The organism is Algoriphagus persicinus (genome assembly GCF_035156415.1).
In the GTDB taxonomy this organism is placed as follows: Bacteria; Bacteroidota; Bacteroidia; order Cytophagales; family Cyclobacteriaceae; genus Algoriphagus; species Algoriphagus persicinus.
In genome coordinates this window covers 1-25,950 of record NZ_JAYEEY010000042.1, presented here as the reverse complement: position 1 = coordinate 25,950, position 25,950 = coordinate 1, and the positions used below count along the sequence as shown (strand labels likewise).

At 41.7% G+C, this 25,950-nt stretch carries 18 protein-coding genes and 1 pseudogene; 11 read left to right on the top strand and 8 right to left on the bottom strand.

Annotated elements, in window-relative coordinates; all coding sequences use genetic code 11:
* The 3 genes and pseudogenes from U3A58_RS20670 to U3A58_RS20660 form a co-directional block, all read right to left on the bottom strand.
* On the bottom strand, positions 1-661 hold a 661-nt coding region (locus U3A58_RS20670), incomplete at its 3' end, for a 3-phosphoshikimate 1-carboxyvinyltransferase (protein ID WP_416377320.1).
* A gap of 11 nt (positions 662-672) precedes the next feature.
* Entirely contained in the window at positions 673-1,716 is a 1,044-nt protein-coding gene (aroB, locus tag U3A58_RS20665) for a 3-dehydroquinate synthase (protein ID WP_323826297.1), read from the bottom strand.
* Between the two features lie 92 nt (positions 1,717-1,808).
* Positions 1,809-2,994, bottom strand: a pseudogene (locus U3A58_RS20660) (chorismate mutase).
* A gap of 651 nt (positions 2,995-3,645) precedes the next feature.
* On the opposite strand from U3A58_RS20660, the gene U3A58_RS20655 reads away from it, so the two are divergent.
* The 5 genes from U3A58_RS20655 (at position 3,646) to U3A58_RS20635 (ending at position 10,748) form a co-directional block, all read left to right on the top strand.
* Positions 3,646-4,827: a proline dehydrogenase family protein gene (locus U3A58_RS20655; protein WP_323826296.1), complete on the top strand. Its 1,182-nt coding sequence runs from the start codon at positions 3,646-3,648 to the stop codon at positions 4,825-4,827.
* A 168-nt stretch (positions 4,828-4,995) separates the two neighbouring features.
* Positions 4,996-6,702 carry a lysine--tRNA ligase gene (lysS, locus tag U3A58_RS20650; protein WP_323826295.1) on the top strand — a complete coding sequence of 569 codons (1,707 nt, stop codon included), beginning with the start codon at positions 4,996-4,998 and terminating at the stop codon, positions 6,700-6,702.
* Between the two features lie 168 nt (positions 6,703-6,870).
* Positions 6,871-8,154, top strand: coding sequence for a hypothetical protein (locus U3A58_RS20645; RefSeq protein ID WP_323826294.1), 1,284 nt, complete (start codon positions 6,871-6,873; stop codon positions 8,152-8,154).
* Positions 8,151-9,206, top strand: coding sequence for a YbjQ family protein (locus U3A58_RS20640; protein ID WP_323826293.1), 1,056 nt, complete (start codon positions 8,151-8,153; stop codon positions 9,204-9,206). The genes U3A58_RS20645 and U3A58_RS20640 overlap by 4 nt, the downstream gene beginning before the upstream one ends.
* A gap of 96 nt (positions 9,207-9,302) precedes the next feature.
* A complete protein-coding gene (locus U3A58_RS20635; protein ID WP_323826292.1) occupies positions 9,303-10,748 on the top strand; it encodes a M48 family metalloprotease in 1,446 nt (481 codons plus the stop codon).
* Between the two features lie 354 nt (positions 10,749-11,102).
* Here U3A58_RS20635 and U3A58_RS20630 read toward each other — a convergent pair whose 3' ends face one another.
* The 4 genes from U3A58_RS20630 to U3A58_RS20615 form a co-directional block, all read right to left on the bottom strand.
* On the bottom strand, positions 11,103-12,578 hold the full coding sequence (locus tag U3A58_RS20630) for a SusD/RagB family nutrient-binding outer membrane lipoprotein (RefSeq protein ID WP_323826291.1): 1,476 nt from the start codon (positions 12,576-12,578) through the stop codon (positions 11,103-11,105).
* Positions 12,579-12,610: 32 nt separating this feature from the next.
* Positions 12,611-15,757 (bottom strand): SusC/RagA family TonB-linked outer membrane protein, encoded by a 3,147-nt coding sequence (locus U3A58_RS20625; RefSeq protein WP_323826290.1) that lies wholly within the window; start codon positions 15,755-15,757, stop codon positions 12,611-12,613.
* Positions 15,758-16,355: 598 nt separating this feature from the next.
* Complete coding sequence (locus U3A58_RS20620) at positions 16,356-16,787, bottom strand: VOC family protein (RefSeq protein ID WP_323826289.1); 432 nt, start codon at positions 16,785-16,787, stop codon at positions 16,356-16,358.
* A gap of 143 nt (positions 16,788-16,930) precedes the next feature.
* Positions 16,931-18,583 (bottom strand): S41 family peptidase, encoded by a 1,653-nt coding sequence (locus U3A58_RS20615; RefSeq protein WP_323826288.1) that lies wholly within the window; start codon positions 18,581-18,583, stop codon positions 16,931-16,933.
* 169 nt (positions 18,584-18,752) lie between these two features.
* Here U3A58_RS20615 and U3A58_RS20610 point away from each other — a divergent pair, with 169 nt between their 5' ends.
* The 5 genes from U3A58_RS20610 to U3A58_RS20590 all read left to right on the top strand — a co-directional run bounded on the left by U3A58_RS20610 (position 18,753) and on the right by U3A58_RS20590 (position 23,692).
* Positions 18,753-19,511: a hemerythrin HHE cation-binding protein gene (locus U3A58_RS20610; protein WP_323826287.1), complete on the top strand. Its 759-nt coding sequence runs from the start codon at positions 18,753-18,755 to the stop codon at positions 19,509-19,511.
* Positions 19,511-19,924: a Holliday junction resolvase RuvX gene (gene ruvX, locus U3A58_RS20605; protein WP_323826286.1), complete on the top strand. Its 414-nt coding sequence runs from the start codon at positions 19,511-19,513 to the stop codon at positions 19,922-19,924. Before U3A58_RS20610 ends, ruvX begins: the two co-directional genes overlap by 1 nt.
* Entirely contained in the window at positions 19,921-20,475 is a 555-nt protein-coding gene (gene def, locus U3A58_RS20600; protein WP_323826285.1) for a peptide deformylase, read from the top strand. Before ruvX ends, def begins: the two co-directional genes overlap by 4 nt.
* Entirely contained in the window at positions 20,472-21,269 is a 798-nt protein-coding gene (locus tag U3A58_RS20595) for an amidohydrolase (protein WP_323826284.1), read from the top strand. The genes def and U3A58_RS20595 overlap by 4 nt, the downstream gene beginning before the upstream one ends.
* Before the next feature lie 191 nt (positions 21,270-21,460).
* Positions 21,461-23,692: an NADP-dependent isocitrate dehydrogenase gene (locus tag U3A58_RS20590; protein ID WP_323826283.1), complete on the top strand. Its 2,232-nt coding sequence runs from the start codon at positions 21,461-21,463 to the stop codon at positions 23,690-23,692.
* Between the two features lie 139 nt (positions 23,693-23,831).
* Here the strand turns inward: U3A58_RS20590 and U3A58_RS20585 are convergent, their stop codons facing one another.
* The gene (locus tag U3A58_RS20585; protein ID WP_323826282.1) at positions 23,832-24,704 is read right to left on the bottom strand and encodes a S1 family peptidase; all 873 of its coding nucleotides are present in this window, start codon (positions 24,702-24,704) and stop codon (positions 23,832-23,834) included.
* A gap of 246 nt (positions 24,705-24,950) precedes the next feature.
* Here U3A58_RS20585 and gap point away from each other — a divergent pair.
* Positions 24,951-25,950 (top strand): type I glyceraldehyde-3-phosphate dehydrogenase (gene gap, locus U3A58_RS20580; protein ID WP_323826281.1); only part of this gene is annotated, 1,000 nt, incomplete at its 3' end.

The window sequence follows — 25,950 nt, the reverse complement described above, 5'->3', positions numbered from 1 at the left end:
CGCTTTCTACAGCGAAAGTGGTAGGCTGATAGGATTGATGGGGAACGGAGATTTTATTGTCAGTCCAAGTGTAGTGGATCCCAAATTGGGACATGGAATCCAATGTCATTTCTATATAGGAGCGTGAACCAACCTTGCCTTCTAATTCTACTTCCAGTCCCTTCGGTAGCAAAGGGGCAATCATCAACATCGCTGAAATATATTGGCTGGAAACGTCCCCTCTAATTTTTACTTTATCACTTGTCTGCTCAGGAAGGCCATGAATTGCCACAGGTGGATAGCCCTCCACTCCCAAATAATGAATTTCTGCACCCATTGTTCTAAGGGCATCTACCAAGATCCCAATCGGACGCTCACACATACGCGGAGTTCCTGTCATGACCTTGTTCTGGTTGGTGATCACAGCATAGGCTGTCAAAAATCGCATAGTAGTTCCTGCATCCAGTACGTCATAAACCGGCGGGTTTTTCTTCAACAAACTGATCATTGTCTGTGTGTCACGGGCTTCAGCAAGGTTGCTAAGGTTATTTTTTCCTTCTGTCAACGCATCAATAATGAGTACGCGATTGGATTCACTTTTGGAAGAAGGAAGTGGAATATGGGTAGCCGAAAAATCTGATTTTTGAGCCAGATGTATGGTTTTTAGAGTTTCAGTATTCAAAATTTAAGAAATTAGGTCTGAGGTAAATTTTGGTAATAATGGATTGCATCACGGATTTCTTCCCGAGTGACAGGAATATTATACCTGCAATCGCCGATGGAATTAAGCAAAGAGAACATCAGTTCTTCCCCTTCATTCTTTTTGTCTTGCAGGCAAAAATCAAGAACTGCAGGTAGGTCAGTTTCTAAGATTTCAATCTTGCCATACACTTTCAAAAAACCAGTTTGAATTTGCTCCACTTCTGCCATCGACAGGGCTGATTTTTTATGTGAAAGCCAAGCTTCGCAAATCATTCCTACTGCAATGGCCTCTCCATGTAATAAATGTCGAGGTCCATCCAAAAAGTAAGTTTCAAACGCATGGCCTATCGTATGCCCAAAATTCAAAATTTTGCGCAAACCGGCTTCTTTTGGGTCTTCTTGGACAACTGCCCTTTTGATCTCCACAGAATGGTGGATTAGTGGAGTCCAGTAGGACTTTTGCCAGTGATCAAAATCAAGGCTTTCGAAATATTTCTTATCCCGGATCAAGCCATGCTTGATGATCTCGGCATAGCCGGATCTTAGTTGTTGCTCAGGTAAAGTCTTTAAGAATTCGGGTGCTACTAGGACAGTTTCGGGTTCATTGAATACTCCGAGATGGTTTTTCAGACCCTCGAAATCCACTCCTAACTTTCCGCCCACACTGGCATCCACCTGTGAAAGCAGAGTGGTGGGCATATTAATAAAGCGTATGCCTCTTTTATATATGCTGGCGCAAAAGCCGCCCATATCCCCCAAAACACCTCCTCCAATATTCAGGAAAAGTGCTTTTCTGTCAAGTTGGGCTTCTGTCATCGCTGCCCAGATTGTCATACAAGTGGCGATGGTCTTGTTCTTTTCTCCAGAATCAATAGTCAGAAAAGTGCTGTTGGAAGGGAATACTTCTTCCACAATAGGAAGGCAATGCTTCTTCGTATTTTCATCTGTCAGAACAAAAAGACGAGAAAATTTAATCTCGCTAAGCACAGCAGTCAAATCTACAGATGCGTTTTCAGAAAAGATAATTGAGTTCACGAAGAAGGGAGTTTACGGTTGCTCAAATCAGGAGAAAAAGTCTGAGGAGAAACCTTTCCCCCCAGACTTGAATTAGCTCAGTGATTATGAGTTTACTTTTTTAATGCTTCAGCTTCTCTAAGCTGCTTTTCCTGACGCTTTACAGACTCTTCGTGAATACAATAAAGCAACTCCTTCATGAATTTCTCGCTTAGGTTTTTCTGAACTCCCTTTGCGGTACGTCCCTCCATTACTTCTTTCCAGCGATCAGACTGAAATACAGATAAGTGATGCTCTCTTTTGTGCGCGCCGATCTGGTCAATCATTGCAAATCTTTCCTGAAGGACATCCAGCAACTGATCATCCAGATGATCCACAGCNCTCTCTTTTGTGCGCGCCGATCTGGTCAATCATTGCAAATCTTTCCTGAAGGACATCCAGCAACTGATCATCCAGATGATCCACAGCCCTTCTCAAGTCATTAAGACGCTCACTAGGCTGCTCAGATTCCAACGGTTTTTTGAAATCTATCGCATCCAAAATCTCCCTTAGTCGAGCTGGAGTTACTTGCTGCTTTGCATCAGACCAAGCTTTGTCCGGGTCGTGGTGAGTTTCGATCATCAAGCCGTCCAAACCGAAGTTCATAGCCTTCTGGGAAATTTCCAGAATTCCGTCTCTCTTACCTACGATGTGAGAAGGGTCGTTGATCACTTCCATCCCAGTCCACACGCGCTTCAAGTGCATAGGCATAGACCAGTTTGGCTTGTTTCTATATCGCTTGTCATACGAATCAGAGAACCCTCGGTGGATAGCGGCCAACTTAGTCAGACCAACGGCGTGGAATCTTTCCAAAGCTCCTATCCAAAGATCAAGGTCTGGGTTCATCGGGTTTTTTACCATCACTGGTATATCAGTTCCTTTCAATGCCTCAGCAATTTCTTGCACAGCGAAAGGATTTACTGTAGTTCTGGCACCTACCCACACGACATCTACCTTGTTTCTAAGGGCGATTTCAGCGTGAGCAGCATTTCCCACTTCCACAGTAATAGGGATGTTCAGGTGATGACGAACGATCTCCATCCACTTTAGGCCTTCTTCCCCTATACCTTCGAAGCTTCCCGGTCTGGTTCTTGGCTTCCAGATTCCCGCACGGAACATGGATGGGATTACCTTATTTTCCTTCATCTCGATACAAATCTGCTCGATTTGCTCTGGAGTCTCCGCGGAGCAGGGGCCTGCGATGATAGTTGGGCCAGTTAGTCCTAGACCCCAGTCTTTGATTTGCTTGTGTTCTTTCATAATACTGAGCTTTAAATGAAAAAAGCCCGACTCTTGCGAATCGGGCTTTATGTGTTATATTTTCTTGTTAGATTAAGCTAGGCAATACACAACTCCGATTCGATTTTGTCTTCGAAAGTAAAAGTAAAAGAAGCTAAAATATGTCGCGGCTGTGTTTAACATGTGTCAAATGTAAAGTGGTGATTTTTAAAATCAAAATTAATTTTTTGCCACCTACGTTATTTAATCCTCAAAGATTCAGGCTATTCGTTGCATTTTTCTAATTCTTAACAGAAAACTAGTGAGTTTCAGAATTATATTTCGATTTTGAGTTAAATATAGCTTTAAAAGTTGTCGAAATATTTTTAAGAATAATTTTAGAATGTTTGAAATGGTTGCGAAGAAAGGATGAGCCTTTGGAAGAGTATTCAGTCTTTGCTACGAGAAAGGGATTTTGAGGATTGATGGGGGGAGGAATGAAAAAAGTAATCCCTAGTGGAATATTTTATTGGTTTTTGTAAGAAACCAAGCACTAGGCTTTATTATCCAATCTTAAGTCTCCTTTCTTTTCATTTGCATCACGCTCAAATCATCATTTCCCTGCTCAATTATCCCCGCAAAAGGAAAGCTAAAGCAGTTTTTTTAATATCTTTGCAGCTTTATTTCAGGAATATGCCCGCGAATCCCACTATTTCTTTTGAGAATATGAAGGTTGCCTTTGCCTCAAAAAGTAATGCAGAACTCAGGAAAATGCGCTTGGTTTTTGCCATGTTGAATAATAAATTCGTCTCCGATCTGGGAATTGCCCTGGCTACTATTGCCTTCAAGCTTCATTTGCCTATCAAAGGAATTATGAAGCGGACGATGTTTGGACATTTTTGTGGTGGAGAGACAATAGCTGAAAGTACTGAAGCTGCGCAGAAATTGGCGAAATATGGTGTGGAAAGCACGCTTGATTATTCGGTGGAAGGTGATGGAGATGAGGGGAGTTATGATAATACCTGCACTGAGATCCTGAAAACTATTGAGAAAGCCGAGAATCAAAGCTCTTTGCCATTCGCAGTTTTCAAAGTGACTGGACTGGGTAATTATCAGATCATGACCAAAGTGCAAGCGAAGGAGACACTTTCAAAAGAAGAAAGCCTGGCTTTTGAGAGAATGAAAAGCCGTGTGGATCAATTGTGCCATGCTGCTTTCCAGAATGGAATAAAAATACTAGTTGATGCCGAAGAATCATGGTTTCAGGATGTGATAGATGAGTTGGCTTACGAAGCCATGGAAAAGTACAACCGGAAAACCTGCGTAGTGTACAATACTTATCAGATGTATCGACACGATATGATGGCTCGCCTGAAAGCAGCTGAAGAAGAATCCAAATCCAAAGGCTACTTATTGGGAGCAAAACTGGTTCGGGGGGCATATATGGAAAAGGAAGCGGATCGGGCAGAAGAAATGGGTTATCCAAGTCCGATTCAACCAAACAAGGCAGCTACGGACAAAGACTACAATTTAGGTGTGGAGTTTTGCATAGCAAATGACGTTTACTTGGTGAGCGGTTCGCACAACGAAGCAAGTAATCATCTTGTGGCGGAGCTGATCGAGAAGCATGGTATTGACAAGGATTCGGATCGTGTATTCTTTGCGCAGCTATATGGAATGAGTGATAATATCTCCTTCAATCTGGCTGATGCAGGATATAGGGTTTTGAAATATGTGCCGTATGGGCCAGTGGAAAAAGTAATGCCATATCTAATCCGGAGAGCTTCTGAGAATTCCAGTATTGCAGGACAAAGCAGCCGGGAGTTTTCGATGATAAAGAGAGAACTGGAGAGAAGGAAGAAGAGTAGGCAGTAATCAGTCTCAGTGGGCAGTGTCAGAGAATGTGAAAGGTGAGGGGCAAATTGTAAGTTGTGAAGAGTAAGAGGTGAGAGGTAGAATGTTGTAAGGTGGTGGCAATCATCGGACATCGGTCATCTAAACACCTGACAATAAAAAAGAACAAACAAATATCAAATCAATATAATGCAACTTTTGAGCGAACAGGAAATAGAAAGACGTAAAGACCGGGAAGAACTGATGAAGCTGGGAATCAATCCCTATCCTGCAGAGGCATTTCCGATCAATGTCACTGCGGAGGATATACATCGTAACTATGAAAATCGCAAAAACGACTACAAAGGCATTTCCATAGCGGGGCGTCTGATGAGTCGCCGTATCATGGGTTCGGCTTCCTTTGGGGAGATTCAAGATGCTACGGGCAGGCTTCAGATCTACGTCCGTAGGGATGATATTTGCGAAGGTGAAGACAAGACTTTATATAATTTAGTATTCAAAAAGCTTCTAGGCATCGGAGATTTCTTGGGGTTGAAAGGCTATATTTTTACTACTCAGACTGGTGAGATTTCACTCCATGTGACTGAGTTGACTCTGCTATCCAAGTCTGTGAAGCCACTTCCGGTGGTGAAACGAGACGAAGACGGCAATGTGCATGATGGTTTTACTGATCCTGAGATGAGATATCGTCAGCGCTATGTGGATCTCACAGTGAATCCTGAGGTGAAAAAGACTTTTATCACCCGCTCCAGAATCATCACGCAGATGCGTCGTTATTTCGACGATCACGGATGGCTGGAAGTGGAAACTCCCATCCTTCAGGCCGTTCACGGTGGTGCTGCAGCAAGCCCATTCCACACGCATCACAATACCTTGGATATGCCGCTTTTCCTTAGAATTGCGAATGAGCTGTACCTCAAAAGATTAATTGTAGGTGGATTTGACGGGGTCTATGAGTTTGGGAAAATGTTCCGAAACGAAGGCATGGATCGTACGCACAATCCAGAATTCACCGGTATGGAAATCTACGTTGCCTACAAAGATTACATTTGGATGATGGAAATGGTAGAAGAACTTATCGAGCAAGTGACGCAAGAGATTCATGGCAAAACCAAACTCACTGTAGGTGCAAACGAGATCGAATTTGCGGGGCCATACCGAAGACTGACCATGTACGATTCCATCAAGGAATATGCTGGAATCGATGTAAGTAGGATGGATGAGGATAGTCTGCGAAAAGTCTGCATAGAGCTGGGCATTGAGACCGATGCCTCCATGGGCAAAGGCAAACTAGTGGATGAGATCTTCGGAGAGAAAGTGGAGGCCAACTTGATCCAGCCAACCTACATCACGGATTATCCGATTGAGATGACGCCTTTGGCAAAAAAGCATAGAACTGAGCCAGGCTTGGTGGAGCGTTTTGAATTGTTCGTAAACGGTAAGGAGATAGGAAATGCCTATACTGAGCTAAATGACCCAATAGATCAGCGGGGGAGATTTGAGGAACAGCTGAAGTTGGCTGAAAGAGGGGATGACGAAGCTATGGCAATGGACGAGGATTTTCTTCGTGCCTTGGAGTATGGAATGCCGCCCACTTCAGGTTTGGGAATCGGTATTGACCGCTTGACTATGTTGCTTACCAATAACACCACTATTCAAGAAGTGCTATTTTTCCCTCAGATGAGACCGGAAAAGAAGCAGGTGGAAATGACGGAAGAGGAAAAGGGGATTTTCGAACTTTTAAAGCAAGAGTCTCCTGTGGCATTAGCCGATCTAAAGGCAAGGGCCGGACTTAGCGGAAAGAAATGGGATGTTGCGATGAAGGGTCTTGCCGGCAAGGGAGTCGCGAAGGTGACGAAGGAGGGTGATGCTGTTACGGTGTCGCTGATAGATTGATACTGGTTAAACCAAAATATAAAAACCGGGCTGCAAGGCTCGGTTTTTTTGTGTTTTTTAACCGCAGGGTGAGTGGAGATTGGCGCAGAGAGGCATGGAGAGTTTAGCCGTTTTATGAGCTCTCATATAATAAGGTTTTAGTATATTGTTTGAAATTAAAAAAGCCGAATGGAACAACTGAAGAAAAAAAGAAAAGTTCTATTGCTTGGAGCAGGTGCTGCTATGTCCTGGGGAGGTCCAAGTACAGCAAAAGTAACAGATCTAATTCTTGGTAAGTTAGTGAATGAGAATACAGGCCATGCTAATAGCCGATTTACAAATTTGATCTATAATTTTCTTGTTTATAAATCTAATCCAAGCAAAAAGGAAAATGAAATCAATTTTGAGGACATTATTAGTGCAGTTGAGGAATTGATTTTGTATTATCATAGCCCTGTGGAGAATGGAGGGAAACGAATAACTCCTCACTTTTTTGATGTAAAATCAGATTTTGAAAATGACTTAGAGGCTTGTTTTTCAAATAGTAAAGGCTTGTATGAGAATTTATTAAAGTCATTAAATGATATCCTTAAGTCAATAAGGTTATTTGTTCATAAGTATTCTAGACATTATTCTAATGAGAATTCAAAGATTTTGCCCTGTGATCAACATTTTGATTTGTGTAGAAAAAATGAGCGCACGTATTTAATCAATTTATTTAATGCTTGGGCTTCAAACATTGGGTTAGATCACTCTTTCATTAGGTCTTATACTCTTAATTATGATAAGCTTTATAAAATTTTATTTGAAAATTACCTGCTACAAATAGGAGGAGATTCAAACGTCCAGATTTTTGAAGGTTTTACAGGTAAATCTTCGGATGTGAATCAAATCTTCTTCAATAGAGATCAGCATTGTCATTATAATCTGCATGGATCGACCTATTGGCATTTATTAAATCGTAAAGGGAGTTACGAACTTAAGGAGTATGTATTTGAATTAGGGCAATGTCCATATCTGGAAATGAATCAGGATGAGTCCATTGTTCTTGTTGAGTTTGAAGTTGGTAAGCCATTTATTCTATCTAATATAATTGCTGGTTACAGAAAAAGTCAAAGAAGCTTCAATACTCCGTTTAAGCAAATGCAGGCCAGTTTTGAGATGGATTGTTTGCAGGCTGATGAGATCTATATTATAGGATATTCATTTTCTGATTTGCACATCAATGCTGGTTTAACATCGGCCATTAATGAGAATCAAAATTTGAAAATACACATAGTAGACCCTTCATTCACGAACGATTCATTTAAGAAATTAGTCACGGAAATTTTTCCAGAATTGTTTAACGAAGAAGGGTTTATGAACGGTAGGCATAAGAATGTTGGAATTCCTCAACAATATTTGGACGAAAAAATAAATATTTACCCATTAACCTTTGAAGATTATCTGAAACATATTAATAAAATCATATGACCCCAAACGTCTTAATCTCGAGCACAGAATCAATTGAAGGAATGAAAATCGAGCGATACTTCGATTTGATTTCTACAAATGTGGTATTGGGTACAAATATTTTCTCTGATTTTGGAGCTTCCTTATCTGATATTTTTGGCGGGTCTTCTGATATCTATCAGAATAAACTGGAGAAGATATACAAAATTGGAATTGATAAATTAAAGCGGAAAGCACAGCAATTAGGTGCTAATGGAATTGTTGGGATTAGGATTGATTTTGATGAAGTTAGTGGTGGTGGCAAATCGATGTTTATGCTGTCTGTTGTGGGAATGGCTGTGAAATTGAAAAGGAGTGATACTGAAAAAAGTCAGGATGAGCTTTCTGCTAATACTGTTATTCAGCCTGAGGAATTGGCGGTTCAAATCCAGAAAAATATCCTAATAAAGAAGATTAGAAATGATGCTCCTCTATCAATTACTGAATGGGAATTTTTAGTGGAGAATCCAATTGAAAATATCTTGGAGGATCTTATGAAAATCTATTTGTTTCACTTCAAAGACGGGATCAATGCTATTTATGATTCACAGAAAAACCTCCAAAACTATTTTCCTATTTATCTCTCAACTCAAAATGAGGAAGTAGTTGCAGAGTTACTTTATTCCAAAATAACAGTAAACTCGGAGGTTGTTTCATTTCTTATAAAAGCAAGTAGAAGCTTTTGCCCAGAGAGAACCTTAAAATTAATAAAAGAGAGAGAGAATAACATAGCTATTTTTACTCTGGAGGCAGATAAAAGAGAATATACAAACGAAGACTTATTGAAGACGTATGAAATTGTGTATGAATTGGAAAATCTCCCTGACACAGGAAAAATAGAATTAGTAAAGGGGTTGCTTGGTGGAGCAAAAGAGAAGTTTATCTGTGAAAAAAATCACCAAAACAATGTGGAGGTTGAATTCTGCAACTCTGATGGTTGTGGACGAAATATAAAAGGGATAAAAAAGAGTAGTATTTCAAAGATCAACTCCTTTAAGCTAAAAGTTGAAGCTTTGAATGACCTTTTAAGCTAATGGTTGCTGGTAGGGCAAGTCAATATTTCTAAATAATATTATTTGGAATGAATTTCTCATTACAAACTCATAAATAACCACCAACCAATCTTTCTAATGAGAACTTTTAAGAATTACCTCAGCCTTTGTTCAGCCCTTATTCTCTTGAGTTTGGGGTCTTGTGCGATCAATCCCGTGACTGGGAAAAAGCAGATTGTATTGATGTCTGAAGCTCAGGAAATCGCTATGGGACAGCAGTCCGATCCGGAAATCGTCGCCTTCTTTGGGCTATATGAAGATCCCCAACTCCAAGAGTTTATCACAACCAAAGGGAAGGCAATGGCTGCTATCTCACACCGCCCGAAATTGGCTTACGAGTTCAAAATCGTGGATTCACCAGTGATTAATGCCTTTGCAGTGCCTGGTGGATTTGTCTATTTTACCCGTGGTATTATGGCTCACTTCAATAATGAAGCAGAGTTTGCGGGAGTTTTAGGTCATGAGATTGGACATGTCACGGCTAGGCACTCCGTGATTCAGCAGCGAAATCAGTTATTTGGTCAACTTGGACTCATGGCGGGAATCATATTAGTACCTGAGTTAGGGCAATTTGTAGATCCATTATCCCAAGGAATGCAGTTGGCTTTACTGAAATTTGGTAGAGATGCGGAGCGACAATCTGATAAGCTAGGTGTGGAATATTCTTCCCAAATCGGGTACGATGCCACTGAAATGGCTGGCTTCTTCGAAACGCTGGAAAGACAACAGGATAATACTGGTACAGATGAAATCCCACCATTTCTCTTGACCCACCCTTCTCCGGAAGAAAGAAATGCCACTGTCGAAAACCTAGCGATTGAATGGCAACAAAAATCTAAAAGGACTGAATTTGAAATAAACCGGGATAGTTATCTGAGGAAAATTGACGGGCTAATAGTAGGTAAAGATCCGAAGCAAGGGTTTGTGGAGAATAACACATTTTACCACCCAGTGCTCAAAATCCAGTTCCCGATCCCAACCGCATGGAGTCATCAAAATACGCCCCAACAGTTTCAAATGGCACCTAAAACCGGAGATGCCGTCATGATGCTCACCTTAGCCCCTGGTGCTACTTTAGAAGAAGCAGCCAGTGCTGTCCTGGAGAAGTACACCTTGACAATGGTGGAATCTAAGAAAGAGACCATTAATAACCTGCCTGCCATCGTGATGGTGGCCGATCAAAAGCAGGAGCAAGGTACTATTCGAGTTCTTTCGTCTCTTATTCAGTTTGAAGGGAATATATACAGCCTGATGGGAATTACAGATCTTGCAAAATTTGACTCCTATCAGTCAGTTTTTCAGAACACCATGCGTGATTTCCGGGAATTACGGGATTCGGAAAAGCTAAATCGCAAACCTGATGTTATCAAAATCAAAACCCTTCCAAATCAGATGTCCTTGGAGGCTGCATTTAAGTATTATGGAATGCCAACTGAGCAGTATGAAGAACTTTCCCTTCTGAATGGCATGCAGTTGACAGATCAATTAAGCAAAGGCATGTTGATCAAAGTGGTCGGAAAATAATCGGTACAACTTCAAGAATTCTTGGGATTTTGATCAATACTGAAAGTAAAACCGTGCTGTGAGGCACGGTTTTTTTTAGCTATAAAGGGAGCGCAAAGAAATAAGCAAAGGGGTTTTCGGGTTTTCCGTGGTCTTGATTGATACTTAGGCGGTTTCAACGATACGATCGCTGATCTAGATAGAACCATCAGTTTGGTGACTACGATGGGATGAGCACAAGTCATGAGACTCGCGCTAGAAGAGTTTTGTGTACAGTAGTAGAGATTGGAACCAAAGTCTGTCTTTCATTCTATAAAAAAAAGTGGACTTTCACGCTAAGCGCAAAAGTCCACTTTGGTAAAAATTGCGTGTTTACTACTTAATCCACCAAGTCATTTCATGGATGTTGTCATTGCCAGCACCGAATTGTTTGGTAATGGCAGAAGTTACATTGTCAGCATTGAAATTATACTCTGACTGTGGATAGATCCATCTGAAAGGAATAGTTACCCCTGCAGGTCTTCGGAAAGAAGGTGATCCAGTCCGGTGATGATCGTAGAAAGATGTCCACTGCATTTGGAAGAAGGACTGTAGGTACTTTTGCATCACGATAAGCTCGATTTTTTCGGCATCACTTATGACTTTAGAAAAGTCATTCATGGGCTCGCTTAGATAGTTAATGGCTGCTTCCGTGTTCACATAGCTGCTGTATTCTTCAGAATACATTTCGTAAAACTCGAAGGATGCTTTTACGCCTTCTTCAAAGAGCATCTCTGCATCCGCATTGATCCAGCCCCGAACGGCAGCTTCAGCCAAGATTAATTGCTGCTCCGAATAGCCCAGAAGTTTATAAGGCTCGTTTATTGGGTCTCTATGGTATCTGTCGTTTACTTTGGAGACATTGCCCTGCGTGGCTTTTTCATTGACCTCCGCGTAAGGAGCCGCCGGATCGCCCCCTTCGTAGGACGAGAAATCATCTATTGCCTTACCCGCTTCTTTTGCAGACTTGGTTTGAGTACAGTAGATAAATAGTCTTGGGTCTTTTCTTACCTGAAGTCTCTGGATAAAGGTGGAGTCTATATACATCCCAGAGCTGAAACCACTACTGTTGAAGTCCGGGTAGCGGTTGTTTTGCTGATCCAAGAATACTAATTGGCCACTTTCTGCTTCACCTTCCATCAAGGGACTATTGGTGAAAATAGCATTGAATTCGCTAAAGTCTATTTCTCCTGATTCCGACTTTGGAGAGAGTGTCATAAGGACTTTTAGGCGGAATGCATTGATCAATTTTCTCCAAGAAAGTACATTTCCGGCGTATATGATATCTCCAGCGATGATGGTGTTTTGGGCGGAAAGGATCCTTTCCGCCTCCTCCAGCTCAGCTAAAATGCCTTTGAAAACAACTTCCTGATCATCATACACGGGTGCATATTCTTCCTCCATCTCACCTTTCAATGCTGCGGAATAAGGTACATCTCCAAAGTTCAACGTCAAATTATAGAAATAGTAACTTCTGAAGAATTTGCCCAAAGCGATGTATGCCGGGGCTTCAATTCGTTCAGCTTCTTGGATCATCTTGGTGACATTTCTTAAGACAGAATAGGGGCCAAAACTTCCTCTATCCCATTTATAATACTGATTGGAGTTTTCTCCATCGGTCTGGATGAGCATCTTCTGTGCATAGAGCGGAGAAGTACCTCCGTAGGCTCTGAACACTTCCCATTCCACGTTAGTAAGCAAGAGCTGGGGATGAGTTTCCGTTGGAAGATTTGGATTGATGTTCATTTCCTCTATGTTGGTGCAGGAGCTAAACACCAGGGAAAGAAATAGGATAATTAATATGTTTTTCATTTTATTCTAGAGTTTGTCTGACTGAAAATCAATTAAAATACGGCCTTCAAAGTCATGCCTACGTAGCGTGAGGATGGATCCTGAAGATTGTTGTCATTACCAAAGTCAGGATCTAGGTAAGGCAGTTTCTTCAGTACAAATAAGTTGTAGCCGTAGAGCGTCAAATCAAGATTTTTGATTTTTTCGGACTGCATGATGTTCATCAGGTCATAAGTCACAGATAGTCTTCTCAATTTCAGATAAGAGCGATCGTACACATTCGCAAAAGTCTTACTTTCATCTTCAGTCACCTGCGCTCTATAGGGATAGGTCTGAGACCAGGTCTGCCAGCTCACCGCTTTAGTATTTGGTGTATATTCTCTCGTGTCAGAGAGGATATTGCCATTGACATCTCTTACCAATTCGCCACCGGTAACTACGACGCCTTCTGGTACATAAACTGGCGTTCCAGCAGCATATTCTTCATCTCTGAATTGTGTAGAGTTAGGATGCTTTCCGCCCCACCACATTTTCTCGATAGTCAGCGATCTGATCAGTCCACCCCAAGCTCCATCTACATCCATGGCTATTCTGAATTTGTTGATGTTGAATTGGTTTTGGATGCCGAATCTCCACGATGGATCCAGATGTCCGATTTTGGTAGGGAAGGGATCGCGTCTAGGAAGTCCATTATTGGAATCCAGAATTATTTGCCCATCGGCGCTTTTTTGCCAGACAGTAGCATAGTAGCTATCCGCTCTATCGCCTACATTTAAGTTGCCGAATTTTTCCTCATCTCCATAAATTCCAGTTATTTTTCGCTCAAACTTGGTCCAGTTGGCTCCGATGTTCCAGGAGAATTTCTCTCGCTGAATCGCGGCATAACTCAACATCAACTCAAAGCCATTAGTGGTGTATTCGTTGCCGTTTACTTTTCTGGAAGTATAGCCAGAGGCTTCTGAAATGCTTAAATCAATGATCTGATTTTCATCCAGAATTCTATAGTAAGTACCTTCCACTGTCACTCTTTTCTGAGCAAATGAGGTAGATAAACCTGCTTCGATAGTGGTCGACTTTTGAGGCATGATTTCCTGATTTACCAGACTTGATGGATAACTGACTGATGGAATGGATCCGTAGGTCACTCCTTTGTTATAGGTAGAATAGATACTGTAAGGGCTTAGATCGCTAGATACCTCAGACCAAGAGCCATATACCTTGATGTAGTCTATTGCTTTTGGCAAATTGATGAATTCTGAAATAATGGCACTGACTGAAGCCGATGGATAGAAATAGGAATTGTTAGCCTTCGGCAAAGTCGAGGACCAGTCATTTCTTGCTGTTGCATTTAGGAAGATGGATTGCCATAGGTCCACTCCCACAGTGCCATAGACACTTCGGATTTCTTTTTCTTCCAAATAATTCGAGGCTTGTACTGGCCCTTGCGTATTATTGAGGCTATAGACATACGGTACGATCAATCCATCTGAAGAGGAATAGGCTTGCTTGTAACTTCTGTAAAAACTGGAAGCACCTGCATTGACAGTCAATCCGATGTTTTCATTGAAGTCTTTGTTGTACGCCGCCAGAAAGTCAGTATCGAGGTTTAGCTGATCATCATTCCAGAATTTGTAATCACCATTTCTTGAGTCACCATAGTTCATGTAGGACTTTGGACTTTGCATATCCTCAAAAAGTGTCCTCTGCCTGGCAGAGATCCTTCCCTGGATGTATAGGTCGGGCATAATTTGATATTTCAGCTTTAGCTTACCATCCATGACATTTCGGTTGTGGACTTGGTTAAGTTCATTTGCAGCGAAATACACATTGTTGTACCACGCATAGTTGAAGTTAGCTTGTCTATAGCCTTCCAGTCCCGGCACATACATGTGATCTCTTAAGTCGGCTCCGTTCACATCATCTCCCATCCAAATCAGGATGGTGTACATGTGGTTTTTTGGATCGTATCCGTATCGCGGGTAGTTTGGAGAATATACTTTATTGTAACCCAAGGTCGCATCCAGTTGAAGTTTTTCGCTGAGCTTGAAGGATGAGTTGAAGTTGAATCCTCCTGTATTTACAGAGGTATTTGGTACTTGACCTTGCTGGTAGGCATAGTTAGCAGAGAACATCAGCTGAGCTTTTTCACCTTGATATGCAATAGAAATATCATTTTTGGTGACTACTCCTGTCCTCATGAAATCTTTCAGATTGTCATGACGTTTCCATTCAGTCGGCACGCGCTCATAGGTGGATTTGTCGTCATAAACTGTTCCTGTGACGCTACCGTACCATTCGACTTCCTCTCCGGTGTTTTTATTTCTGATTGGGCTATTCCACTGCGGAACTAGCACGCCAGGTTCAAACTTTGGACCCCAGATCATATCTCCATCCGAAATACCGCCATCGGCACCATCCCAGAATTCATACTTTCCATTCGAGCCATTGCCGTATGCTGTCTGTGTCTCCGGATATACCGTAAAACCGGCCGTCACCATATTGTTGGTGGTGGCTGTTACCGTAAGCCCATCTTTTTTGGCATTTTTCCTCGTGATTAAGATCGCACCATTTTTTCCTCTGGTACCGTATAGGGCAGAGGCAGAGCCGCCTTTAAGGACGTTGATGCTTTCAATGTTTTCTGGAGAGATGTCAAAAAAATCAGTTTCTACTGGGACACCATCTAGCACTATGAGTGGAGTTTTGCCACGCAAACTAAAGGAGGGGGACTGAAACATTCCTGTTGGATTGGTAACCGTCAGTCCGGCAATCTGCCCTGAAAGTGCATTTCCAAGATTCAATGTGGAAGCTTCTGCTATCACATCCATGGGCACCTCTTGGGTAGCGTAGCCCAATTTCTTTTTTTGTTGCTTGATTCCGATCGCGGTTACGACCACTTCATCCAAAGACTTCCGATCATCTGCCAAAGTAATATGGATAATACTTCTTCCGTTGATCGCCTCTTCTTGTGCTTCAAATCCAATGAAACTAAACACCAGTATAGCACTTTCATCAGCCATGATATTATAGTTGCCCTCAAAATCAGCAACCGTCCCTTTGTTGGTTCCCTTCACCAAAACTGTCACCCCAGGGAGTCCTTCTCCGGTAGTGTCCGATACTTTACCTGTGATCTTCACCTGCGCCAACAAGCATGTTGGAAGGAGCAGCATCACTAGAGCAAAAACTGTAAAAGTATTCTTCATTTTCTAGTTTTAAAATTATGAGAATGGTTTTAAATGTTTGATTGTCAGTGTATAAAATTGTAGCTACCACTTATGATTGACATCAAGGCACAAATGTATCCAAGTCATGAAATGAAGTTTGGCAAATGAGATTTTCAATTTGTTATATTAAAAACCAGAAAAATAAAAGTGAGATAATATCAACTTATTGTTTTGACCGATGTACCCGTGAGAAACTTGATCACAGCACTAGGAAGCAGCGTTTTTCCTTGGGCTTTACTCATTATCAACTGAAAAAAGCATTATTTAATAGAATGGTATGTAAAGTTTCAGTTCAAAATATTCCTTGAGTTTGGTTCATTCTTAACGAGAATATAAATGAAAGGAAACATACGAAACCATTGATTGTAGATTCTTTCGACTAGTGCCTGAGGTTTTACTTATAGGCAGAGTAGGGGTTTAGAAAATGTAATCGAAGTGAGCACCAATTTTAAAGCATTTTCGGCTTCGTTTTTTCGGCTGACATTGTGATGGCCAGCTAAGGACTGGGGCAATTGGCTGAAAAACGAAAAGCCCAGACTTGCGTCCAGGCTTTTATAGACTTTTGCTGAAAGAAAAATCAATAATCATCGTTGATCTCTAACCAGAGACCGTCTGGATCCTGAATGTAAATCTGGCGAATTCCATCCACCCGGGTAGTGATTTTGCCCTTTTCTCCAGGCCAGCTTTCAAAGGGGTGACCGGTGTCTTGAAGAGTTTTGATAAAAGCATCCATGTCTTCCATGCTGAAGCAAAGATGATTCACCTTTGAGATTTGAGTAGGAATGTTTGGTGCCTCAATGATATGAAGTGCTGCTCCTCCTCCTATGTCATACCAAGCATGCACACCATCTTTGAAGGGCTCTTCGATCTCTTCTAAGCCAACTATTTTCTGATAAAATTCCTTGCTGGAATTTAGGTTGCTTACATGTACAGCGATGTGATTTACTTTGATTTGGGCAAAAGTGCTCATAGTGATTCCTAACAATAAAAAGGTGAATAAGGCTTTCATGGGCTTTTGGATCATTTAAATTAATTAGACTGCCTAATGTTAGCGTATTTGAGGATGGATTGAAAATAAATTTAGATAATAAATAAGAAAGCACTCGCCGCGGCGAGTGCTTTCTTATTTATACTAAACGATTTTTGATCTAATTATTCTTCCTCTTCCTCGTGGAGGTCTGTAGCTAATGCTAGCTTCTCCGCTTCATCAAACAATTTGATGGCTTGCAGATACACTTCATTGATGTCATTGACCACTTTATAGAAAGCGCTGTCATCATATATCTGCTTACCCAAATGTGCTTTTACGAGAGTTTTAAGATATTCTTTGGACTTATTGAAATCAGCGGCATCAAAATCGATTTTGTTTTTCTTGCCGTATTCTACCAATTCATTAAGCATAGCATCACTGACGGTATAGTCTGTGTAGTATTGATCCAAAGTCATATTTTCGAATTCTGCTTTATTTTCATTCACGAAGTCAAGAATAAATTCTCTGGACGAATCAGAATTGAAGAGCTTACTAACATAGGGTGAAGACATGGTAGTATCCCATGGAACAAAATAGTCAGGCATAATTCCGCCGCCTCCATAGACCGTACGCCCTTTTACTGTTTCGTATTTCAAGCTGTCATTGAACTTAATACTATCTGCGGAGAAAAACTCTCCATGTTCGTATCGCTTAATCCAGTCTCTTTCGTATGCTTCATAGTTGGCGCCATAAGGCTTTTGGATAGATCTGCCCGAAGGCGTGTAATATCTCGCGATAGTCAGTCGTAATTCCGCTCCATCGGATAGGTCAATTGGCATTTGCACTAAGCCTTTACCGAAAGACCTTCTTCCTACGATTAATCCTCTGTCATTATCTTGAATAGCTCCAGCGAGAATCTCAGATGCCGATGCAGAACCTTCATTGACCAGGACAATCACTGGGCCTTCTTCAAACATACCAGGTTTGAAAGCATATGCTTTTTGGTTGTATTGTTCCACTTTTCCTTCTTGGGAGACGATCAGCGCTTTATTGCCCAATAGTTCGTCTGCCATATTGATCGCTGCTCCCATGTATCCGCCAGGATTTCCCTGAAGATCAATGATCAGTTTCTTCATTCCTTGACTTTTCAGATCAGCAATGGATTCTTTGAACTCGTCATAAGTGGTGGCCGCAAATCGAGTTACTTTGATGTACCCGATTTCATTGTTGACCATATAAGAAGCATTGATGCTGTATTGTGGGATTTTATCACGGGTTATCTTGTATTCGATAAGGTCTTTCTGGTGTTTACGCTTCATGTCCACCACTACCACGGAGCCTTTTGGCCCTCTCAGCTTTTCGAATACATCTCGGTTAGTCACGCCCACACCTGCCATGTTTTCTCCATCTACCCGGATGATTTGATCACCGGATTGGATTCCTAGCGCTTCGGATGGCCCACCGGTCAATGGGGCTACCACATAAATTGTATCGCGTATGATTCCGAATTCTACTCCGATGCCATCGAATTCCCCATCTAGTTGGGATTGCACAATTGAGGCATCCTCGGCAGGAATATAGCTAGAGTGTGGATCCAAATGCTCAAGCATCTTATTGATGCCATATTCTACCAGTTCGTTGGTGTTGACACTGTCCACATAGTCTCTATTGACATAGGTCATTATCTCCTGCAGCTTGTAAAGTGCTGCCCTTAGATCATTTTGGTTTCCTTTTGGCTCAGCAAAAGTTGCCCCTATCCAGATTCCTGCAGATATGGCCAATGCCAATATTATAGGGAGTCTGATTTGGGATTTCGTGTTTTTTGTCTCGCTCACAGCTTTCTCTTTCAGTTGGTTATATTTCTTTATTGTTAACGTAAATTACCCAAAAATGCCTTCTTATTGAATAGTCTTTTGATAAAGCTAACAAATGTTTATACGGGGGGTGGGTATAATGGCTCAATTTATTCCCCTTTTTTCTGTTAAAAAAAATTATTTTTGCAACATGCGAACCGAAGGTGATTTTGAGAAGACCCTTGTAGGAGATTTAGTTTCTGAAAACTATGTCTTTGCTTCAGTGCTGCACTATTTCGGGATCAGCTTTTACCAATACCCTACGGAGTCGCTGGAGGTGGTTTGTAAAAAGCATAAGGTGCATTCCAGCCAGCTGATAACTGAGCTGGAATTCTGGGCTCAGCGGAAGGAGCCTTCTACCGAAGAACTTTACTTGAATCCCATCGAAATTCTGGTAGCATATCTGAAGAAAAAGCATTACTATTTTGTGCGCCAGGAATTGCCTTTTCTATCTAATATCATTTCTGGAATAGCTCCTGAGCCTAAATTTGCTTCCTTAATGGCAGATCTTCGGATTATGTTTCCGCTCTTTGTTGAGGATTTTATCCACCATATTCACGAGGAGGAAAGCAGGCTTTTCAAAAGAATAGAATTACTTCAGGATATTGAGGAAAATAGGTTTTCGCTGAAAGATGCCACAACGATTTTGGAAAGAGACCCCGTACATATGCTGGCAGACCAGCATGAGATTCATGACGACGAAATGCAAGGAATCAGAAAGTTGACAGCAGATTATTCTTTAGATCCAGATGCCCCTCTTACCATGAAAGTGCTGTATCATGAATTGCAGAACTTCGAGAAAGAACTAAGAATTCATGCCAAAATCGAAGATGAGCTTCTATTTCCAAAAGCAGTAGAGCTAGAAAGAGAAGCTTTGCGGCAAATCCGGAAAAAAACCAGAAAAAACTGATGCCAAGAATACTTGCAATTGACCTGGGAACCAAAAGAACCGGGCTGGCTGTTACCGACCCGTTGAAAATCCTGGCGAATCCATTGGAGACCATAGAGACTTCTACACTATTAGATTATCTGAAAAAATATTGTGGAAGGGAGGAAGTGGATACCTTAGTGCTAGGTTATCCGACCCGGTTAAACGGTCAGGATAATGAGATGACCCCAAAAGTGATCACGTTGAAGGATAGACTTTCCAAGGCTTTCCCGGATAAAAAAATTGAACTCGTAGATGAGCGATTCACTTCTAAGATGGCCATGCAAAGCATGATTACCATGGGAAGTAAAAAGAAAGACAGAAAAGAAAAAGCCGGAAACCTAGACAAGGTGAGCGCGGCGATTATTCTACAATCCTATTTAGATAGACAATGATTTACCCTATAGTTGCTTACGGTAGCCCGATCCTGAAAAGAGAAGCGGAGGAAATTACCGAAGGAACCGAGCTTGACGAGTTGATAAAGAATATGTTTGCGACGATGGACAACGCCAGTGGCGTTGGTCTTGCTGCACCCCAAATCAATCAAGGTATTAGCCTTTTTGTGCTTGATAGTAGCCTGATGCTCGATGAAGAAGATAAAGAAGTCGGTATTCGACGGGCATTTATCAACCCCATTATTTTGGATGAATATGGGGATGATTACAGTTTTGAAGAAGGCTGTCTGAGTATTCCTGAAATCCGTGCAGAGATAACGCGACCAGAGACTTTGACCATCGAGTATTACGATGAAAACTGGAATCTGAAGGAGGAAGAATTCTCTGGAATGACTGCTCGTGTGATCCAGCATGAATTTGATCATCTGGAAGGCATCCTATTTGTAGATTACTTGAAAGGTCTCAAAAAACGCCTTGTGAAATCCAAACTGATCGACGTCAGCAAGGGCAAGATATCCACCGATTATCGTATGATTTATCCATTAAAATGATAGAAGCTCATCAACTCTCCATAGCACTTTTACAAACGCAACTTTATTGGAAAGATAAGGTTGCCAATCTGGCAATGCTGGAAGAGAAACTTTGGGAGATAGAAAAAGAAGTGGATTTGATCATCCTGCCAGAAATGTTTCCGACTGGATTTAGCATGGATGCAGCTGAATTAGCAGAGCCCATGAATCTTACTGTCTGCAAGTGGATGCAGCAGATGGCCGCACAAAAAAATGCGACTATCACCGGGAGTGCAATTATTCAAGTGGATGGTAACTATTTCAATCGCTTGCTTTGGGTGAGTCCAGATGGCATGATTCAGCATTATGATAAACGGCATCTTTTTAGAATGGCAGATGAGGATAAATCGTTCTCGGCTGGTGATAGATTGCCGATTTTTGAGTTGAAAGGCTGGAAAATTTGCCCACAAGTTTGTTATGACCTGAGGTTTCCAATTTGGTGTAGAAATAGAATGATCGATGGGCAGTTAGCTTACGATCTGATTTTTTATATCGCATCTTGGCCGGCAGCGAGAGTATCGGCTTGGGATGCACTCTTACCGGCAAGGGCCATAGAAAATTTATCCTATTCCATAGGGTTGAACCGAGTAGCGGAGGATGGAAATGGAATAGAGTACAATGGCCATTCTGCGGCGTACGACTTCAAAGGACATTCCTTAGCATTTTTGGGTGACGAGGAAAAAGTTAGCATAGTGACGTTGGATAAAGCGGCTTTGGATTCCTATAGGGAGAAGTTCCCCGCCTGGATGGATTCGGATAATTTTTCTATCCTTTAAGCTAACCTGTTAAGGAATCTTACTTTATGTAAGTGGAATTTGAAACAAGGATATTTTCCGTATTTTAGCCTCAATATTTTAAGACCCTGTTTCCTCTTTTTTCCAACCAAATACAGTTTGAAATGGATCTGACCTAATTAGGTCAATTGAAGCCTCAGGGTATAACATGTCTTTTTAGAACTCTTAAAACCATGAGTAACCAAACTCCAAAAATCCTTTATACGCTGACTGACGAAGCTCCGGCTCTGGCCACGTATTCCCTTTTACCCATTGTAGAAGCATTCACTAAATCCGCCGGTGTATCGGTAGAGACTCGTGATATTTCACTGTCAGCTAGAATCATCGCTAATTTCTCAGCTTTTCTGACTCCAGAGCAACAGCTGCCAGATACCTTGGCCGAATTAGGTGATATCGCAAAAACACCTGTAGCCAACATCGTAAAGCTTCCGAATATTTCTGCATCTGTCCCACAGCTTAAAGCTGCTATCAAAGAGCTTCAATCGCAGGGATACGCACTTCCTGAGTATCCAGAAGAGCCTAAAACGGAGGAAGAGAAAAGCATTAAAAGTAAGTACGACAAGATTAAAGGCTCAGCAGTGAACCCTGTGCTTCGTGAAGGAAATTCTGACCGGAGAGCCCCACAGGCAGTGAAAGCTTACGCTAGGAAGCATCCACACTCCATGGGAAAATGGTCCGCGGACTCTATGACCCATGTGGATAGTATGACAGAGGGGGATTTTTACGGAAGCGAAAAATCCCATGCGATGGCTGATGAAGCTATCATTTCTATTGAATTGCATGGATCTGAAGGACGAAAAGAAATTCTTAAATCTGGCTTGAAGATTCAGGCAGGTGAGGTGATCGATGCTTCTACACTGAGTATTTCGGCCTTGACAGCATTTCTAAGAAAAGCAAAAGCAGAAGCAAAGAAGCAGGGAGTCCTTTTCTCGATACACATGAAAGCCACCATGATGAAGGTATCTGATCCTATCATCTTCGGCCATGCTGTGAAAGTGTTTTTTGAGCCGGTTTTTGCCAAACACATTGCCTCATTCAACGAGGTAGGAATCGATGTGAATAATGGATTCGGAGACTTGATCTCCAATCTTGACAAACTTTCTATTCCTAAAAGAACTGAAGTACAGGCAGATATCGCAGCTTGTCTGGCAGATAGTCCCGACTTAGCTATGGTGAATTCCGATAAGGGTATTACCAATCTGCATGTGCCAAGTGATGTAATTATCGATGCATCTATGCCTGCGATGATTAGAACTTCAGGTCAGATGTGGAATAAAGCCGGAAACCTTCAGGATACTAAAGCGATCATTCCGGATAGATCTTATGCTGGTGTTTATCAGGCAACTATTGATTTTTGTCGAACTCATGGTGCTTTCGATCCATCCACAATGGGTTCTGTGCCTAACGTGGGTCTCATGGCACAGAAAGCTGAAGAATATGGTTCTCACGATAAAACGTTTGAGATTCCTTATGCAGGCATAGTAAAAGTTCTTGATCAAGATGGCGTCGAAATCTTCACACATAATGTGGACGCCGGCGATATCTGGAGAATGTGCCAGACAAAAGATGCTGCTATTCAGGATTGGGTAAAGTTGGCTGTAACGAGAGCAAGACTTTCTGATACACCGACTATATTCTGGTTAGATCCTCAGCGAGCTCACGATGCAGAGTTGATCAAAAAAGTAAATAAATACTTATTAGATCACGATCAGACTGGGTTAGAGATTTCTATTCTTTCTCCAGTGGAGGCGACAAATCTTTCTTTGGCTAGAATCAAAGAAGGTATGGATACGATCTCGGTCACTGGAAACGTGTTGAGAGATTACTTGACAGATTTGTTTCCAATTTTGGAATTGGGCACTTCAGCCAAAATGCTTTCTATCGTTCCTTTGATGAATGGTGGAGGTTTGTTTGAAACCGGAGCTGGTGGATCTGCACCTAAGCATGTGGAGCAATTTGTCACTGAAGGTCACTTGCGCTGGGATTCCTTGGGTGAATTCCTTGCACTTGCAGTTTCTTTGGAGCATCTGGGACAGACTTTCCATAATGACAAAGCGTTGCTTCTTGCTGAAACGCTAGATCAGGCGACAGGCAAATGGCTCGAAAACGATAAGTCTCCGGCTCGCGTGGTCGGTAAGCTTGATAACAGAGGAAGCCATTTCTACATCGCGCTTTATTGGGCAGAGGCACTTGCTGCGCAAAATAAAGATACTGAATTGAAAGCCAAATTCACTCCGCTAGCAAAGGCTTTAGGAGCACAAGAAATGACTATAATGAATGAATTGAACGGCGCGCAAGGTGTACCGGTGAACATCGGTGGGTATTTCAGACTGGATGCTGCATTGGCTTCTCAAGCTATGAGACCAAGTGCTACGCTTAATGAAGTGCTGACTACCTTAGTTTAAAAAAAGATAATAACTTTGAAAAGCCATCCAACTTGTCGGGTGGCTTTTTCATTTCTAGCAAGTTAGTCGGGAGCGATTCCCTCAGTTTTTAATTCATCTTCCCATGTCTGCAAAAGCAAATCCCAAATCGGAACTCGGATCACTCCTCCTCAAAACTTACATTATTTGCCCGCATAAAATCTTTGATCACGGAGACGTGAATGCATTCTCCTAAATGGATAAAGGCATAATCATTGACTTTTTTGGCTTTGCCATGGGCTATTATCGCTTTATCTTCTATATCAAATCCCAGGTGTAAATGTTTAGTTCGGCTTTGCATGCCACAGACTTTTCCAGAAGAATCAAAAAGTGGGCCACCGCTTTGTCCTCTTAGTCCGGGAGTACTCATTTCCATACCGTAGATTTTTCCATTTTGATTTCCCAAAAACCGGGTGAGCATTCCTTCGATGGGGAACCGGGGAGATCTTTTATTTCCAGTATGCGCCCATTCCAAACATTGGCTTTGAGAATTTAGTTGATAGTTTGAGAACTCAGGAAAAGGAAACCCCAGCCTACACAGCATCGCGCCGGGATTGATTTCAGCGTGGTCTTTCTTGAATTTAGGGACATTTGTGAAAAGCGTTTTCTCAAAGCCTTCAAATTTGATCAAGGCCAGATCGAATTCTGGATGGAGGAAAAATTTCATGTTTTGGATCTGATCCACACAATCTACAAAAGTAAGACGCATCTCAGAGGTGAGTTCGGGTTTCAATCCCAATTTTTTGGCTAAGGAATTACGCTGTCCACCGCTTAGCTCTTTACCTTGCCGTAGAAATTCGGTGTATTTTTGATTGATTTGATCTGCTTGGGATAGCCACTGGGCAACGTGTTTACAGGTAAGTGCATACCCTTCATAATTGACAAAAAACAAAGTGGCAGAACCTCTTTGGATCTGAGTGCTGCCAAAATTTCTTGAGATAGAATGAATCGCCCGGGTGAATCCCGCTGTTTCGAGAATTGCTTTTTCAAACATCAATAATTGCTCAGTAGGACCTCAAAATAGGCAAAAGCTTGGTGAAAAGTGTTTTTTCAGAAAATTAATGAAATTATTTTTCTCCGGAATCGGTTGAACGGGATAAGAATGCAAGTGGTCTAAGAGATCGTTTGGGCTAGCCAAATAAATGTAATAACTTAGCCATCCCTCGGGGATTTTTAGCCAAAAGTGGCATACCTCCAGAGGGATTTTAGGAATCAAACCTATACGTAAATCAAAATAAATATGAGCAAAATTAAAGTTGGAATTAACGGATTCGGGAGAATCGGACGTTTGGCATTCAGAGTCGCACAGGAAAGAGAAGATATCCAGGTAGTAGCGATCAATGACTTGATCGACGTGGACTACATGGCATATATGCTAAAGTATGACTCTACTCACGGTAACTTCAAAGGTACTGTAGAGGTGAAAGACGGGGCTTTGGTAGTGAATGGAAATAGCATCCGTGTTACTTCTGAAAAAAGCCCAGCTAACCTTAAGTGGGGTGAAGTAGGAGCTGACTATGTAATCGAATCAACCGGTATTTTCTTGACAAAAGAAACTGCACAAGGTCATATCGATGCAGGTGCGAAGAAAGTAGTAATGTCTGCACCATCTAAGGATGATACGCCTATGTTCGTAATGGGTGTAAATGAAGATTCATATACTTCTGACATGGTTTTCGTGTCCAATGCATCTTGTACTACAAACTGTTTGGCTCCAATCGCCAAAGTATTGAATGACAACTGGGGTATCGAGGAAGGCTTGATGACTACAGTTCACGCAACTACAGCAACTCAGAAAACTGTGGATGGACCGTCTGCAAAAGACTGGAGAGGTGGACGTGGTGCTGGCCAGAATATCATTCCTTCATCTACGGGAGCTGCTAAAGCGGTAGGTAAAGTAATTCCTGAGCTTAACGGTAAATTAACCGGTATGGCATTCAGAGTTCCTACTCCAGATGTTTCTGTTGTCGATTTGACAGTAAGATTGAAAAAGCCAGCTACTTACGCTGAGGTTTGTGCTAAAATGAAAGAAGTTTCTGAGACTACCATGAAAGGCGTTCTTGGTTATACTGAAGATGATGTGGTTTCCACTGATTTCCTTGGTGATCCTAGAACTTCTATCTTCGATGCAGGTGCCGGTATCCAGCTTTCTGACACGTTCTTGAAAGTAGTTTCTTGGTATGACAACGAGTGGGGCTACTCTAATAAAGTAATCGACTTGGTTAGCTTTATCGCTAGCA